Source organism: Nocardia amamiensis (genome assembly GCF_015477605.1).
Lineage (GTDB): Bacteria > Actinomycetota > Actinomycetes > Mycobacteriales > Mycobacteriaceae > Nocardia > Nocardia amamiensis_A.
Map to the genome: position 1 here is coordinate 18304 of NZ_JADLQX010000033.1, position 14564 is coordinate 32867.

Consider the following 14564-nt stretch of genomic DNA (forward strand, 5'->3'; position numbering starts at 1 on the left):
GGCGTCTCGGATGCGATCAATCCACCCGCGCGGCTATGAACGTCGGGGTGGCGTGGTCGCGGCGGTGGCCTTCGGCGTGCGTCCGGACTCCCCTCGCCCACGGACCTCAGTGCGTCGGCGGCGCGATCTGCCAGTGCTCGTGCAACGCGCCCGCGATCTGCGGAAGTACGGTGACCGGAATCCGCTTACGTCGCAGGATCGCCCGGATCTCCGTGACCTGATCGCGTTTGCGCATGTCGTAGGCGCCCGCGACTGGGCGGACCACCGGCGGTATGGACAGCAGGACCAGCTCGCCGTGTGGTTCGTCGCCACCGGACAGGTCCAAAGCCAGCGACCAGCGGGCGCGTTCGTCCAGGGTGAAGCGACCGGCCACCACCCGATCCCAGGAGATGCTGGAGACGGTCCATGGTGTGCGCCGGTAGATGGCATGGTCGGTGAGCACGACCGCGTCCCTGGTGAACAGCGCGGCCAGCACCGCGACCCCGACGACCGCGCCGGCCAGCAGTCCGGTGAACACGCGGTGCACGCCGAACGCGACGACGAACGAGCCGCAGATCGTCACGGTCGCCAGGATGCCGAGCACGCTGTAGAGCGCCGCCCGCTGTGTCGGGACCACACCCGCCCGCACCGTTGTCATCTCATCTACCTGCCTGTGGTGCATTTCCGGCACACGCTACCGCCAGGGGCGCCGGGCCACATCTGGTGATTCCCACTTGTGGCCGCCCCAGGCGCCGCTTCACACGGTCAGCGCGACCGCCGCTTCCGCGGTGTACACCAGGAACGTCAGGCTCTGCTGGAAGTACAGCTGGACCGACGTGGCGTCGTGCGCCAGGTAGCCGATGGACAGGTCCTGTCCGATGCGCAGATCGAAGTCGCCGCCGCGGGTGGTGAGCACGATCGCGCCGGTGATGGCGGGCGCCCAGATGATCTCGCCCTCCGGGATCAGCCGTTCGATGTGGGTGCGGATCGGATGGCCGTGATCGGAGGTCTCGCTGACCGCGGTGTACAGGTCGGCGCTGAGCAGCACCGAGTACGGTCCGTCTACACCGGCCAGCCGCAATGCGCTCAGCGCCTGGGCGATCGCCTCCGGCACCTGCCGGGGGTCGCTGGGCACCGTGATCGCCTGGTTGGAGGAACTGGCCCGGATGCCGATGATGTGCGCGGCCGGGTACCCCTCGAAGATCGCGCGGTCCTCGGCGAAGGCGATCTTCTTCGCGGCGTCCTTCACGGGGTCGAGATCGGTGTCCTTGGCGCCGCGCTCGACGTTGTCGAGTTCCTCGCGGGAGAGGGTGAACGGCACCCGCAGTTCGACCAGCGGCAGGACCACCCGCCGGCGGGCGTGCACGCCTTCGGCGGGCGCCTCGATCGCGGTGGTGTGCCCGGTGCTCACGCCGGAGTACTCGGTGCCGTGCGGGCCGGACAGGTCGACTACGCGGCGGCCGGCGATGTGCCGTTTGAACGTGCGCGTCGCCTCCTCCTCGATGGCCGCCCACGCCTCGGAGGTGATCGGCGCGAGTTCGCGATGGAGGTTGTTCATGGCCGGGTGCTCCTTTTCAACGTGCCGATGCCGAGTGAGCCGTCCCCCGCAAGCGTGGCGGCGCCGGACGGACCGGCGCCGTCGAGGGACACCGCCGCTTCCGCGGTCTCCCACGGCGCGGGTGGCAGATCCTCGAGGAAATCGACGGTAGGGGCGAAGAACGAGGTGCCGGTGACCGCGACGGAGAAATCCAGGATGCGGTCGTAGGCGGCCTCGTCGGTGCCGAGGAACATGCGGGTGAGCATGCGTTCGATGACGCTCGGCGTGGCCGCGTAGGCGATGTAGTAGGTGCCGAACTCACCGTCGCGCACGCTGCCGAACGGCATGTTGCCGCGCAGGATCTGCCGTTCGGTGCCGTCCGGATCGATCAGCGTGTTGACCGCGACGTGCGAGTCGGCGGGCTGGTCCTCCTCGGACAGTTCGAAGTCTTCCAGCTTGGTGCGGCCGATCACGCGCTCCTGCTCCTCGACCGACAGGGCGCGCCAGTCCGCCAGCGGATGCGTGTACTTCTGCACGGTCACGTAGCTGCCGCCGGCGAACTCCGGGTCCTCGTCGCCGACCAGCGCCGCGGCGGCCGCGGCGCGCCCTTCGGGGTTCTCGGTGCCGTCCACGAAGCCGAGCAGGTCGCGCTGCTCGAAGTAGCGGAAGCCGACGGTCTCGTCCACGATGGTCGCCGCGCCCGCGAGTCGGTCGGCAATGGCCATGGCCAGCTCGAAACAGGCGTCCTGCACCTGGGCCCGGAGGTGGAACAGCAGGTCACCCGGTGTCGCGGGCGCGGTGTGGCGCTCGCCGGCGAAACCGGGGAACTCATGCAGCTCAGCGGGTTTCGGCCCGGCGAAGAGCCGGTCCCAGGCGGCGGAGCCGATCGACGTGACGCAGCTGAGACCCGCGCCGGGAAGGCGGAAGCCCACCGAACGGCGCAGGCCGTTGATGTCGGCGAGCAGATCGCGCACCGTCGCTTCGCCACCCTCGTCGATCGTGGCGACCAGGAAGATGGCGGCCGGTGTGAGCGGTTCGAGGATCGGCTGCGGCTCACCCATGATCGAACACACTAGTGCTCGACCGGCACCGCCGCCGGGCTGGCCCACCCGCGCGTGGCGACTACTTGGCTACCGTCAACAGGAACGCGACGTCGTCGACCGCCTTGACGCTGTGCCGGGCCCTGGGCACCACGATCAGGTCGCCCGCCGAGCCCTTCCATTCGTTGGCGCCGCTGATCAGCGTCAGCGTTCCGCTGAGCACCAGCAGGGTGGCCTCGCCGTAGTTGTCGTGCTCGGCCAGGCTCTGACCGGCCGTCAAGCCGACCACGGTTTGCCGCAGAGCATGCGTATGACCGCCGTAGATGGTTTGTGAACTGCGTCCGCTCGTGGCGGTGGCAGCCAACTTCAGTTGTTGGCGCGCGACCGCAGTCAGCGATTTCTTGTCCATGGACCGCCTTTCGCAGATCACCACAGCCGATGCCGGGCTGATGGCAACGGCTCAAGGCGCTCGGACGGACAAACGTCCGGCCGCCGCATATCGGTGAGTATGCCCGACACCGCCGCGGCGCGCGTCCGGTTTGACGGGGACCGTCGCCGCGCGGTGTGTTGCACGCCGGCCTACGCGCCCGGCTGCCCATCGTCCTGACTCCATTCGGCAAAGGACGGTGAGCGGATGTCGTCGGCCCCGTGATTCGGGGACGGTGTCGGCTCGGCGGGCGTGCGGCAGTGGCCACTCTGGTTCGGCGGCGCCGGTTGCGGCCTGCCGAAGCAGTGACCCGGCTGGGCGTGTCGGCTGTGGACGCGCCTATTCGGCAGCCGAGTCCACACGGGTGTAGTGACGGATGCGAAAGCGCAGTCCCGTGCTCGAGGTACGCCAGGGCTCCGGTTCATCGGGCTTCCATTCCGGCCCGATCGCAGGTGCGTAGGCGTCGCCATCGACCGCGGTGTCGATTTCCGTGACGCACAGTTCGGTTGCGAAATCCAGTGCGGCGCGGTAGATCTCACCGCCACCGGCGACCCACACCGGGCCGGACCCGCAGCGGGCCAGCGCCTCGGGCACCGACGCGACGCGTTCGGCGCCTTCCGCCGACCAGTCGGGCTGCCTGGTCACCACGATATTGCGGCGGCCGTCGAGCGGGCGGAACCGGGGCGGCAGGGAATCCCAGGTCCGCCTGCCCATCACCACGGGATGACCCCAGGTGACCTGCTTGAAGTGCGCCATGTCCTCGGGTAGGCGCCAGGGGATGGTGTTGTGGTAGCCGATCACCCCGTCCAGCGTCTGCGCCCAGATCAGCCCGATCGTGCGGGTCACGACCGCCGGTCGTTCGGCGCGCTGTGTGGCCGGTTCACCGCTCACACGGCCACCGGGGCCTTGATGGCCGGGTGATGCTGGTAGCCGACCACTTCCACGTCCTCGTAGCGGTAGTCGAACAGCGTCGGCGCGGGGCGCAGCCGCAGCGTGGGGAACGGATAGGGGTCGCGGGTCAGCTGCTCGGTGACCTGCTCGGAGTGATTGTCGTAGATGTGACAGTCGCCGCCGGTCCAGATGAGATCACCGGGCGTGAGCTCGGTCTGCTGCGCGACCATGTGGGTGAGCAGCGCGTAGCTGGCGATATTGAACGGGACGCCGAGGAACAGGTCGGCGCTGCGCTGGTACAGCTGGCAGGACAGCCTGCCGCCTGCCACGTAGAACTGGAAGAACGCGTGGCAGGGAGCCAGCGCCATCTTGTCCAGCTCGGCCACGTTCCACGCGGACACGATGATGCGCCGGGAATCCGGGTCGGTGCGCAGGGTCTGCAGCACCTGGGAGATCTGGTCGATGTGGGTGCCGTCCGGCGTCGGCCAGGACCGCCATTGCACGCCGTAGACCGGGCCGAGCTCGCCGTGGGCGTCGGCCCATTCGTCCCAGATGGAGACGCCGTGCTCGTGCAGCCAGCCGATGTTGGAGTCGCCGCGCAGGAACCACAGCAGCTCGTAGACGATCGACTTCAGATGCACTTTCTTCGTGGTGACCAGCGGGAACCCGGCGGAGAGGTCGTAGCGCAGCTGATGACCGAAGACGCTGCGGGTTCCGGTCCCGGTCCGGTCGGCCTTGTGCGTGCCGGACGTGAGCACCAGCCGCAGCAGGTCCTCGTACTGGGTGTCGGGGGTGGAAGCCGGATCGAGCGCGTCAGGGGCCACGCCTGGCAACTCTAGTCCTCCTGGCAAGCTCGCCCGCATGCGCAAGCTCTACGTGATCGGCATCGGCGCCGGAGATCCCGGCCAGGTCACCCTGCAGGCGGTCGAAGCGATGCGGCAGGTCGAGGTGTTCTTCGTGATCGGGAAGGGCGAGGCCAAGCGGGAGCTGGTCGACGTGCGGACCGCGATCCTGGACGCCCAGCTGGACCGGCCGTACCGGATCGTGCCGATCGCCGATCCGCCGCGCGACCGCACGCCTGCCGACTACCTGGAGGTCGTCGAGGACTGGCACGACCGCAGGTCGGCGCTGCTGGAATCGGCCTTCGCCGAGGTCGACGGGGTCGGCGGCATCCTGGTCTGGGGTGACCCCTCGCTGTACGACAGCACCCTGCGGATGATCGAGCGGGTGCTCGCGCGCGGCGTGGCGCGCTTCGATTACGAGGTGATTCCCGGCATCACGAGCGCGCAGGCGCTGGCCGCACGTCATCGCATCGTGCTGCACGGAATCGGGGAACCGCTGCGCATCACCACCGGCCGCCGCCTGCGCGAGGAAGGGCTCGCCGCCGAGAACGCGCTGGTGATGCTGGACGGCGATTGCTCGTTCACCGCGATCACCGACGAGGACGTGCACATCTGGTGGGGCGCGTATCTCGGCATGCCGGACGAGACGTTGATCGAGGGCCCGCTGCCCGCGGTGCGGGACGAGATCGTCCGCCGCCGTGCCGAGCTGCGCGACCGCAAGGGCTGGATCATGGACATCTACCTCCTACGCCGTGGCGGCTGAGCGTCGTAAAGACACCTTTGGTCGTCCTACCCAGGCCAATCGGCGCTCCGTGTATGTACTTGACAGTGCTGGGCGCGGTATGTACCGGGCAGTGCTGGGCGCGCTGGGTGCCGTACCCGGCTTACCTTCCGCAGTCGTGCGCGCACCTCCGGTCCCAGCTCAGTCGACCGGCTGTGGTTGCGCGTTGACCTCGGAACATCGACGGGAGTCGAATGGTGGCTGGGGGGAGTGATCAAGCCGCCATTCGACTCCCGTCGATCAGCCGCCAGGTGGTCGGTGCGGCTGGGTACTCTGGAGCGCGTGCCCGAGCTACCCGAAGTGGAGGCGTTGGCGCAGTTCCTCCGGGAGCATGCGGTCGGCGCGGTGGTCGGGCGTGTCGACGTGGCTGCGTTGAGTGCGGTGAAGACGTTCGAGCCGCCGGTGACGGCCCTCTCCGGCCGGGACGTGACCGGCGCGGGGCGCTGGGGCAAGTTCCTAGGCATGGCATGCGACGGGCTGTGGCTGATCACGCATCTGTCGCGGGGCGGGTGGCTGCGCTGGATCGACGAACCGAGCCCGGCGCCGCCGAAGCCGGGCGGCAAGAGCCCGCTCGCGCTGCGGGTGCATTTCTTCACGCCGGAGGGGGCGACGCCCGCGTTCGATCTCACCGAGGCGGGCACGAAGAAGCGGCTCGCGGTGTACGTGGTGGAAGATCCCAAGATGGTGCCCGGCATCGCGCGTCTGGGCCCCGACGCGCTGGAGGTCACCGAAGCGCAGTTCGCCGAGATCCTGCACGGCACCTCGCAGCGGATCAAGACCGCGCTCGTCGACCAGGCGTTGCTGGCCGGCGTCGGCAACGCCTACTCCGACGAGATCCTGCACGCCGCGCGGATCTCACCGTTCGCGAACACGAAGACCCTGCCCGCCGACAAGCTGGCCGAGTTGTACGCCGCGATGCGCGAGGTGCTCACCGACGCGGTGCGGCGGTCGGTCGGCCAGGACGCCGCCCGCCTCAAGGGCGAGAAGCGTTCCGGCATGCGGGTGCACGCCCGCACCGGGCTGCCCTGCCCGGTCTGCGGCGACAACGTCCGCGAGGTCTCCTACGCCGAGCGATCCTTCCAGTACTGCGCGACCTGCCAGACCGGCGGCAAGGTGCTCGCCGACCGGCGGATGTCCCGGCTGCTGAAGTAGCGTCCGCGGGCTCAGGTCAGCGTCGGCACCCGAACGCCTTGCCAGGCGAGCCTTTTCGCCTGGTCCGGATCGTGTTCCACACGCGTCGGGTAATCGATGATCAGCGTCGATCTGCGTGCCTCGGTATAGGCGGGCCAAGAGGGCAGCGGGGCGCCGGTGCGGGCGAAGGCGAGCCAGTTGTCCTGGAACTGCTCGGTGACCGCCCGCAGCCCGCGTCGACCGCCCGCGGCGGTCAGCGCTCGGCCGAACGGGGAGTCGGCGGCGCCGAAGACCGGAATGAGGTCGGTGGCGTGCGTGGCGCCGAGCCCGGCCAGATGCAATGCGCGCGGGGCGAAGTCGTAGCGGTAGGCGTAGGTCGGGGCGTGCCTGCTGTGGCCTTCCATGACGGTCAGGGAGGGACGCCAGAAGGTGAAATCGCCGCCCGCGCGTACCGCGGCCCTCGGCTGCGGGTAGCCGGGATACGCTGCGGCGATCCTGGATTCGGCGCCCTCGCCGGAGCGGGCGAGCGCGGCGCGCAGCCGCCCGGGTGTGGTGGGCAGCTCATCGGCGAACCTGGCGAACAGCGTTCCTTCGTCCCGGTTCGTGCCGATGATCAAAGGCACCCGCTGGGCGCTGCCCGCGACGATCGCGTCGATGGGAGACTGCGGCAGGAAGTCGCCGTCCACGACGGGACAGGCGGGGAAGACGCCGGGTTGTTCGCGCAGCAACTGGTTCAGAGTGCGATCGACCGCGCGCCGGATGTCGTTGGCGCCCGCGGTGCGCAATGCGGCGCCCGCGTTCTCGGGTGTGGCGCCCAGCGCCGCCACGCAGCGGCGGGCGAAGGCGCGAGCCTCCTCGGCCGTCACCGCCCAGTCGGCGGGCGGGCTCTGCGAAATGGCCCGGTGGAAAAGCCCTTTCGCCGCCGGAGCGGCCATGAGTCCGAGCACGGCGTGCGCGCCGGCCGACTCGCCGAAGATCGTCACATTGCCGGGATCGCCACCGAAAGCCGCGATATTGGTGCGCACCCACTCCAGTGCGGCGACCTGGTCGCGCAAGCCCAGGTTCGTGTCGAACGGCTGCCCCGGCGTGCCGAACTCGCTGAAATCGACATAGCCGAACGCGCCGAGCCGATAGTTCATCGACACCACGACCGCGTCGCCGCGCACCGCGAGCCGCGCACCGGAATACAGCGTCAGCGCGGAGGTGCCGATCAGGTAGCCGCCACCGTGGATGAAGACCAGCACGGGTCGCGGACGCGTGGCCGGCGTCGCGGGTGCGGTGACATTCAGTGTCAGCGCGTCCTCGCTGGTCGGCTGGTAGGCGCGCGGTCCGATCCTGGCCCCGGAGCGATGCTGCATCGCGGCGGAGGTGAACTCCGTTGCCGAACGCACGCCGGACCACGGCTGCACCGGCCGCGGGGCGCGAAATCGCAAGTCGCCCACCGGAGGAGCAGCGTAGGGAATGGACCGCCAGCGGAATACGCGGCGGCCACGGCGGCCGCGGACGACTCCGTCGGCGGTCGCGATATCCGTTGATGCCACCATCCACCGATGGTAGCTATGCGCGCCGCGCCTCCAACAGGCGCAGCCAGAACTCACTGACCGCGGGAAAAGCGGGCACCGCGTGCCAGAGACGCGTCAGCGGCACCCCGCCGACCACCGCGATGGTGGCCGCATGCAGTTGCTCGCCCATATCGGGACCGACGAAGGTGGCACCGAGCAGGGTGTCGGCGGCCCGGTCGATCACCAGCTTGGCGCGCCCGGCGTAGTCGTCGCGGGACAGCGCCGAACCGGCCACCGCGATGTCGAGTTCGACAGTCTCGACCGCGTGGCCCGCGTCCAGGGCCGCGGCTTCGGTCAGGCCGACGGAGGCGACCTCCGGCGCGGTGAACACCACCTGCGGCACCTTGCCGTGGTCGGAACTCGCGACGAACCGCCCGTCATCCAGCGGCTTGCCCTCGGCACGCGCCGCGATCACGTCACCGCACACCCTGCCCTGGTACTTGCCCATATGTGTGAGCAGCGCGCGGTGGTTGACGTCGCCGATCGCGTACAACCACCCGCCGTCGACGCCACGGACGGTGAGATGGTCGTCGACCGCCACATAACCGCCGGGCAGTCCGACCGCGGCCAGGCCCAGCCGCTCGGTGGCGGGCGCGCGTCCGGCGGCCACCACGAGTTCGTCCACTTCTAGGGTCGATTCGCCGTCCGGGCCGCGCAACCGCAGCGTGACCGGATCGCCGTGTATCCACCCTTCGCCGGTGTCCTTCGCCACCTGGCGCTCGACGGCGGTGGGCTCGGTGCCGAACCGCACTCGCGCGCCCGCTGCGGTCAGTGCCGCGGCCACTCGCTCGCCGGCGAACGGTTCCGCCGCGGCCAGCAACGCCGAGCCGCGCACCAGCACGGTGACCTCGGCGCCGAGCGCGGCCAGCCAGGTCGCCGCCTCGCAGGCCACCACGCCACCGCCGATGACGGCGACCCTGCGCGGGATCTCGTGCAGGTTGGTGACGTCGCGGGAGGTCCAGGGCAGCGCGGCGCGCAGGCCGGGCACGTCGGGGACATTGGCGATGGTGCCGGTGGCCAGCACCACGGCGTGCCTGGCGCGCAGCCGCCGTCCGTCGACGTCGACCAGGCGCTCCCCGGCCAGGCTCCCGGTGCCGCGCACGACGTCGATCCGGTTGTCCTTCGCCCAGTCGACCTGCGCGGAGTCGTCGTGGTCGTGCACGAACGCGTCGCGTCGTCGCAGGACCGCCTCGACGTCCGGGCCGTTCGCCGCGACACCGGGCATCGCCCGCGCGGCCGCCAGCACATGCCCTGGCCGCAGCAGGGCCTTGCTCGGGACACAGGCCCAATAGGAACATTCGCCGCCGACGAGTTCGCGTTCCACGATGGCGGCCGTGCGGTCACTGCCCGCGGTGGCATAGGCGGCGGCGTTCTCGCCCGCCGGACCGCCACCGATCACGATGACGTCGTATTCCGTCGTTGTACTGGACATGGTCGTGGCTACTGCAGGTAACCCTCGACCTGCGAGACGGAATTGGGCTGGACGGCATCCGCGGACTCGCCGAGCCCGAGCCGCGCCCTGCGGTGCCGCAGCAGGTCCCACGCCTGATCCAGCATCACTTCGAGTTCGGCCAAGCGCTGGCGTTCGGTCTTCGGGTCCAACTCGCCCCGGGTGGCCTGCGAGCGCAGCTCATGCTCCTGGTCGACCAGCTTCTTGATGCGCGCCAAGATGTCCTGTTCGCTCATGCGGACAATGCTACGGGCCGGGCCAGGCACTCGGCGGCGATCGGGACGGCGGTCACCAGATCCGGCCAGGACAGCGCGGTGTAGCCGAGGGCGACGCCGAAGTGATCGCGGCGGGAGCCGAGATGATGCCTGGCCAACCCGTCGAGCGCGACGCCGCGACGCTGCCCGGTCGCGATAACGCGCTCTTCGGCGTCGGCCGAGTCCACCGGAACGACGACATGCGAACCGGCGTCGTCTCCGATCACGTCGAGCCCGCGCCTGCGCAGCTCCGTCACCACCAGCGCGCGCCGTGGCGGCACGGCGCGGCGCAATCTACGCAGGTGCCTGGCCAGATCGCCGTGCGCGGCCAAGGCCACCAGCACCTGCTGACCCGCCGGGCTCGGGCCGGTGCCGGTGCGCTCCCGGTGGGCGAGCACGGCCTCGGCGATCTCCGGTGCGGCCAGCAGCCAGCCGACGCCGAAGCCGGGGGACAGGATCTTGCTCGTCGTGCCCAAGTGGACGACGACATCGGGAGCCATGGTGGCGAGCAAAGGCAGCGGCGCGGTGTCGTAGCGCAGTTCACCGTCGTAGTCGTCCTCGATGACGACGATCCCGGTCCGTCGCGCGTGCTCGATCAGCTCGACCCTGCGGGCCGCCGGCATCCGTGCGCCGAGCGGAAACTGGTGTGCCGGAGTGCAATACACCGCCTTGATCCCCGGCGGCAACAGATCGACGCGCAGGCCGTGCGCGTCCACCGGAACGGGCAGCACATCGATCGCTGCGGCCGCGAACGCGCCGGCGGCCCGCTGATAACCCGGGTCTTCCATGGCGACGGCATCGCCGGGACGCAGCAGGGCCGCCGCCAATTCGCCAACGGCTGAACTGGTTCCGGCAGTAGCCAGCAATGTGGTGGCGCTGCCCGCGCCGAGCCCGCGGTGACGCAGCAGGTGTTCGGTGACCGCCGTACGGAATTCCGGTTCACCCGCGCGGTCTTTGCGTACCAGCGGCGGGTGGTCGGCGGCGGCCCGCCAGGCGCGGCGCCACGCGGCCGGATCGATGGCCTCGATACATGGAGCGCCCGGGGCGAGGTCGAACAGGTCTGATGCGACGTCCGTGTGGTGGGACGCGGCAGCGGGCGCGGGCGCCGCGGCCGGGGCGGTCGTCAGATACGTGCCGGAACCACGCTTGCCGCTGATCCAGCCTTCCGCGTGCAGTTGGTCGTAGGCGGCTGCCACCACTGTGCGGCTGACGCGAAGACGATCGGCCAGCGCGCGGGTGGACGGCAGCCGGTCGCCACCACGCAATCGTCCGTTGGTCGCGGCATGCCGTAGCCGGTCGGCGATCTGCACCGACAGCGGTTCCGGCAGGTCCCGATCCAGCTCGAGAGGAAGGTCGTCCAGCACGGTTCCTCCTCGGAATGGACTGCCGGAATTCTGTTGAATTGGCACTTTGATAATGCCATTTCTGCTCCGATGCTTGGTTCATGACCGAATCAGCCAGCTCACGGACCCCTCTCTCGCCGACACCTCGCAGCACACCGACCCGGTACAAGGACCGGGTGCGCACCGATCGCGCCGACCTGGACACGGTGCTCGACGCCGGGCTGGTCTGCCACCTGGGTGTCCTGCTCGGCGGTACGCCGGTCGTGCTGCCGACCATCTACGGCCGCGACGGCGACACCCTCTACATACACGGCTCGACCGGCGCAGGCAGCCTGCGCGCGGCGATCGCCCACGACATCTCGGTGGCGGTGACCCTGGTCGACGGCGTGGTCTACGCGCGTTCGGCCATGCACTTCTCGATGAACTACCGCTCCGCCGTCGTGCTCGGACGCGCCGTCGAGGTGACCGGCTACGACGAATGCCTGCACGGACTGCGCGTCATCGTCGAACACGCCGCGCCGGGCGCGTGGTCGCGCGTGCGCCCGCCGAACAAGAAGGAACTCGCCGCGACCAAAGTGCTCGCCCTCGATCTCACCGAAGCGTCCGTGAAGGTCCGCGCAGGCGGCCCCATCGACGACGCGGCGGATATCGAGGCGGGCGGTGTGTGGGCCGGTGTGCTTCCGCTTCGCCAGGTGTGGGAAGCGCCGATCGGCTCGGAGGATCTGGCGCCGGACATCGCCGTCCCGGGCGATGTCCTCCGGCGGTGCGAATCGAGCCTGGTTCCGATCCGCTGACCGGCGAGCAGCCCCGAGGCTGCAAGACCTCACGCAGTCCTCCGAGCAGTTCGCGGCGCCGCTCAGTTCTTCGCACGCCCATTATCGGGATGGTCATGCGGAGGATCCCGATGCCACGAGCGCGTGCCGGTGCCGGGTCGGTTCAGAACACGAAGTGGGGGCCGTATCCCGTCGTTTGCGCGATGCCGTTGGTGGCCTGGACACGGGCGGTGATGAATGGCATGGCCGATGCCGGGGAGAGACATCCGTTGACATTCAGCGGGGTATTGCTGTGCGCGAAGGTGAACGGGAACGTCGACTCGTCGTCCAGGTCCGCCTCGGCGATCACCGCCGCGGTCACACTGCCCGGGAGAAGATTCACCGTGATCTCACCGCCCAGTTCCCCGTTGACACCGAACGTGGTGTCCGCACCGAGGGCGACGGTGGGAGCGACAATGACTGGAAGTTCCTCGAGCATCCCGAACTCGTTGAACCCCCCGAAGTCGATCCCACCGAACTCGATTGCGATTCCGGGGGTGAAGTCGACGCCGGCACCCGCGGCCGCGGCGATGGATACCGAGATGCCGTCGGAAATGTCTACCGCGCAGCCGATCAGATATCCGGCGACGATCTGCCCCTCACGCAGCGATGCGGGTCCGTCGGAGACGACCGAGAAATCTCCGGACACCTTGGCCGCGTGCGCGAACGGGACTCCCATTGTCAGAGCGCCTCCGGTGGGCAGGACATGATTGGCATCCACCGACGCGATCAGGTGCAAGCCACCGGTGCCTACCTCCCCCGGCTCCGCGTCCGCCGCGGTCACAGCACCGATGGTGGTAAGCGTCACCGCGATGATCGCGGCCAGAGTACGCGAATGCTTGCGGTTCATCATGCTCCAGTCGAGTAGCTGTCGAAACGGAACTTCGGACGCAAACGGAATCGCACACCAGTGATCGCCGCGGACTCTTCTCGGCGTGTGCGGCCGAAACTCTACCGGTAGGTGCAGCTCAGGCGCGGACAATTGGGCACGGCGCGGCGAGTCGACCGACGCGACCGGTGTTCGGTCCGCGTCGGCATCGCGGGCAGGACTGTGCACCGTAGCAAGCCGTGTACTGTTCCGGCTCGAGTTTCGGCTTCATTTCGTCCGAATTGTCGGCCGCGTAGGCATTTCCGCACGGTTCTGCGTCATCAGCCAGATGCGGTCGAGATCATCGCGGTAGTCGTAGGGACCGTCTCGGCTCCGTTGTGGAAGCTCGTATCCGAACCGCTGGCCGAGAACTCACCACGCGCGCGCCCGCAGCCCGGCCGAGGCCGCGGTGCGCAAGGCCAGCTCGCGTAGCGCCGCTGCGGATGCGATGCGATCCGGGTCCAGGCTCACCAGACTCAGCACGTAGTCGTCGGCTACGCGGCACAGGTAGCCGGAGAGCCTGGTGCGCGGCAGTCGCGCGGCGGTCAGGCCGGGATGGATGGCGCGGGCGGCGACGCCGGTGCAGCGATGCGGGCCGAGCGTGCGCAGCGAGGCGGGCAGCGTTCCGATATTGGAGCACAGGATGTCTCGCTCGCCCGCGCCCTTGGACAGGGCGTAGGCCCAGCGATCCGGAATTACCTGGAGCAGCTCTTCGGGCATGCCGCCCGGCGCGGACATGCGGTGTTCGTAGGCCGAACGGGCCAGTGCGCGGATGGTCGCGGGGCTGTCGGCTCGGCCGATCGCGATCTGGGTCATGGCGAGGTCGTTGTCCACACGTGGCTCGGCGCGGGTGTCGACGGGAAGACTGGCCTCGATCGTCTCGGCGGGAAAACCGCTGTTCCACAGCATGGTCGCGACGAGATGGATGAACAGGCTGTTGGGCGTGCCGCCCTGTCCTGCGGCAGCGCGATCCCATTCCGCGGCCGAACATTGCAGGATCGCGCTGTGGGTCATCGTTCCGTGGGCGCTGCGCGGCCTTTCGTCCCGGAGCGGGGCGGATGGCTGGCGCGGTATGCCGTGCCGCAACGCCGCGGCGGTGCCGCGCAGGACAGTCGCCCATTGGTGCCAGGCGTCGCGCCAATCCGATTCCCGCGCAGCGGCGTTCAACCTCGGGGCGGGCTCGCCGCCCAACGCGTCGTCCACGGCGAGCGCCAGCGCCCGTCCGTCGGCCAGCGCGTGGGAGCAGGTGAGCGCGACGAGGGAACCGCCGTCGTCCAGCGCCGCGGCCGCGAGCCGCCATCCGGGACCGTATTCCGGATCGAGACCGTAGCCTTGCGCGTCGGCCCAGTCGAGCAGTTCGGCGATGGAAAGGATGCCTTCGGCGGACCCGAGCGCCGGCGAGGCGCTGGCATGAGCGATCGGATACGCGCGGACGTTCGGTTGCCAGGATCGGCGAGCGCCGGGCACACGCGCCCGAACGACCCTGCGTCCCAAAGCCCCGGAGCGCAGTGCGTCGTGCACTCGCGCCAGCAGGGCGTGGTCCACCCGGTCGGCCGTTCGCCAGAGGCCTTGCAGCGCGATCGGAGTGCCCAGTCCGCGGTGGGTGCGCAGAAAGATCTCGTCGACGACGCTCAGCCGGGTCATCGG

General features: G+C 69.6%; 15 protein-coding genes. 3 read left to right on the forward strand and 12 right to left on the reverse strand.

The annotated features are described in order from the left end of the window. Positions 1 to 106: 106 nt before the first annotated feature. The 6 genes from IU459_RS30660 to IU459_RS30685 all read right to left on the reverse strand — a co-directional run bounded on the left by IU459_RS30660 (position 107) and on the right by IU459_RS30685 (position 4698). On the reverse strand, positions 107 to 637 hold the full coding sequence (locus IU459_RS30660; RefSeq protein ID WP_195133087.1) for a hypothetical protein: 531 nt from the start codon (positions 635 to 637) through the stop codon (positions 107 to 109). A 99-nt stretch (positions 638 to 736) separates the two neighbouring features. Continuing rightward, positions 737 to 1537, reverse strand: coding sequence for a family 1 encapsulin nanocompartment shell protein (locus IU459_RS30665; RefSeq protein ID WP_195133088.1), 801 nt, complete (start codon positions 1535 to 1537; stop codon positions 737 to 739). Continuing rightward, the gene (locus tag IU459_RS30670) at positions 1534 to 2577 is read right to left on the reverse strand and encodes a Dyp-type peroxidase (RefSeq protein WP_195133089.1); all 1044 of its coding nucleotides are present in this window, start codon (positions 2575 to 2577) and stop codon (positions 1534 to 1536) included. Before IU459_RS30670 ends, IU459_RS30665 begins: the two co-directional genes overlap by 4 nt. A 61-nt stretch (positions 2578 to 2638) precedes the next feature. After that, the gene (locus IU459_RS30675) at positions 2639 to 2965 is read right to left on the reverse strand and encodes a cupin domain-containing protein (protein ID WP_195133090.1); all 327 of its coding nucleotides are present in this window, start codon (positions 2963 to 2965) and stop codon (positions 2639 to 2641) included. A 357-nt stretch (positions 2966 to 3322) separates the two neighbouring features. Beyond that, entirely contained in the window at positions 3323 to 3874 is a 552-nt protein-coding gene (locus tag IU459_RS30680; RefSeq protein WP_324199092.1) for a dihydrofolate reductase, read from the reverse strand. Then, a complete protein-coding gene (locus tag IU459_RS30685) occupies positions 3871 to 4698 on the reverse strand; it encodes a thymidylate synthase (protein WP_324199093.1) in 828 nt (275 codons plus the stop codon). Before IU459_RS30685 ends, IU459_RS30680 begins: the two co-directional genes overlap by 4 nt. A 37-nt stretch (positions 4699 to 4735) precedes the next feature. Here IU459_RS30685 and cobF point away from each other — a divergent pair, with 37 nt between their 5' ends. Both cobF and IU459_RS30695 read left to right on the forward strand, forming a co-directional pair. Continuing rightward, a complete protein-coding gene (cobF, locus tag IU459_RS30690; protein ID WP_195133092.1) occupies positions 4736 to 5479 on the forward strand; it encodes a precorrin-6A synthase (deacetylating) in 744 nt (247 codons plus the stop codon). Between the two features lie 300 nt (positions 5480 to 5779). After that, entirely contained in the window at positions 5780 to 6649 is an 870-nt protein-coding gene (locus tag IU459_RS30695) for an Fpg/Nei family DNA glycosylase (RefSeq protein ID WP_195133093.1), read from the forward strand. Between the two features lie 11 nt (positions 6650 to 6660). Here IU459_RS30695 and IU459_RS30700 read toward each other — a convergent pair whose 3' ends face one another. The 4 genes from IU459_RS30700 to pdxR are packed head-to-tail and all read right to left on the reverse strand — an operon-like array spanning position 6661 to position 11258. Beyond that, a complete protein-coding gene (locus IU459_RS30700) occupies positions 6661 to 8172 on the reverse strand; it encodes a carboxylesterase/lipase family protein (RefSeq protein ID WP_195133094.1) in 1512 nt (503 codons plus the stop codon). 13 nt (positions 8173 to 8185) lie between these two features. After that, complete coding sequence (locus IU459_RS30705) at positions 8186 to 9622, reverse strand: dihydrolipoyl dehydrogenase family protein (RefSeq protein WP_195133095.1); 1437 nt, start codon at positions 9620 to 9622, stop codon at positions 8186 to 8188. A gap of 8 nt (positions 9623 to 9630) precedes the next feature. Beyond that, positions 9631 to 9876 carry a DUF2630 family protein gene (locus IU459_RS30710; protein ID WP_195133096.1) on the reverse strand — a complete coding sequence of 82 codons (246 nt, stop codon included), beginning with the start codon at positions 9874 to 9876 and terminating at the stop codon, positions 9631 to 9633. Then, positions 9873 to 11258 carry a MocR-like pyridoxine biosynthesis transcription factor PdxR gene (gene pdxR / locus IU459_RS30715; protein ID WP_195133097.1) on the reverse strand — a complete coding sequence of 462 codons (1386 nt, stop codon included), beginning with the start codon at positions 11256 to 11258 and terminating at the stop codon, positions 9873 to 9875. The genes IU459_RS30710 and pdxR overlap by 4 nt, the downstream gene beginning before the upstream one ends. 80 nt (positions 11259 to 11338) lie before the next feature. On the opposite strand from pdxR, the gene IU459_RS30720 reads away from it, so the two are divergent. Next, positions 11339 to 12031: a pyridoxamine 5'-phosphate oxidase family protein gene (locus IU459_RS30720; protein ID WP_195133098.1), complete on the forward strand. Its 693-nt coding sequence runs from the start codon at positions 11339 to 11341 to the stop codon at positions 12029 to 12031. Between the two features lie 142 nt (positions 12032 to 12173). Here IU459_RS30720 and IU459_RS30725 read toward each other — a convergent pair whose 3' ends face one another. After that, the gene (locus IU459_RS30725) at positions 12174 to 12899 is read right to left on the reverse strand and encodes an MspA family porin (RefSeq protein ID WP_195133099.1); all 726 of its coding nucleotides are present in this window, start codon (positions 12897 to 12899) and stop codon (positions 12174 to 12176) included. A gap of 390 nt (positions 12900 to 13289) precedes the next feature. After that, on the reverse strand, positions 13290 to 14561 hold the full coding sequence (locus tag IU459_RS30730; RefSeq protein ID WP_195133100.1) for a hypothetical protein: 1272 nt from the start codon (positions 14559 to 14561) through the stop codon (positions 13290 to 13292). Positions 14562 to 14564 lie beyond the last annotated feature (3 nt).

Coding starts and splice junctions, on each gene's coding strand:
- IU459_RS30670 (WP_195133089.1), bottom strand. CDS start 2,577: ATGGGTGAGCCGCAGCCGATCCTCGAACCGCTCACACCGGCCGCCATC.
- IU459_RS30730 (WP_195133100.1), bottom strand. CDS start 14,561: ATGACCCGGCTGAGCGTCGTCGACGAGATCTTTCTGCGCACCCACCGC.
- IU459_RS30700 (WP_195133094.1), bottom strand. CDS start 8,172: ATGGTGGCATCAACGGATATCGCGACCGCCGACGGAGTCGTCCGCGGC.
- IU459_RS30720 (WP_195133098.1), top strand. CDS start 11,339: ATGACCGAATCAGCCAGCTCACGGACCCCTCTCTCGCCGACACCTCGC.
- IU459_RS30665 (WP_195133088.1), bottom strand. CDS start 1,537: ATGAACAACCTCCATCGCGAACTCGCGCCGATCACCTCCGAGGCGTGG.
- IU459_RS30705 (WP_195133095.1), bottom strand. CDS start 9,622: ATGTCCAGTACAACGACGGAATACGACGTCATCGTGATCGGTGGCGGT.
- cobF (WP_195133092.1), top strand. CDS start 4,736: ATGCGCAAGCTCTACGTGATCGGCATCGGCGCCGGAGATCCCGGCCAG.
- IU459_RS30725 (WP_195133099.1), bottom strand. CDS start 12,899: ATGAACCGCAAGCATTCGCGTACTCTGGCCGCGATCATCGCGGTGACG.
- IU459_RS30710 (WP_195133096.1), bottom strand. CDS start 9,876: ATGAGCGAACAGGACATCTTGGCGCGCATCAAGAAGCTGGTCGACCAG.
- IU459_RS30675 (WP_195133090.1), bottom strand. CDS start 2,965: ATGGACAAGAAATCGCTGACTGCGGTCGCGCGCCAACAACTGAAGTTG.
- IU459_RS30660 (WP_195133087.1), bottom strand. CDS start 637: ATGACAACGGTGCGGGCGGGTGTGGTCCCGACACAGCGGGCGGCGCTC.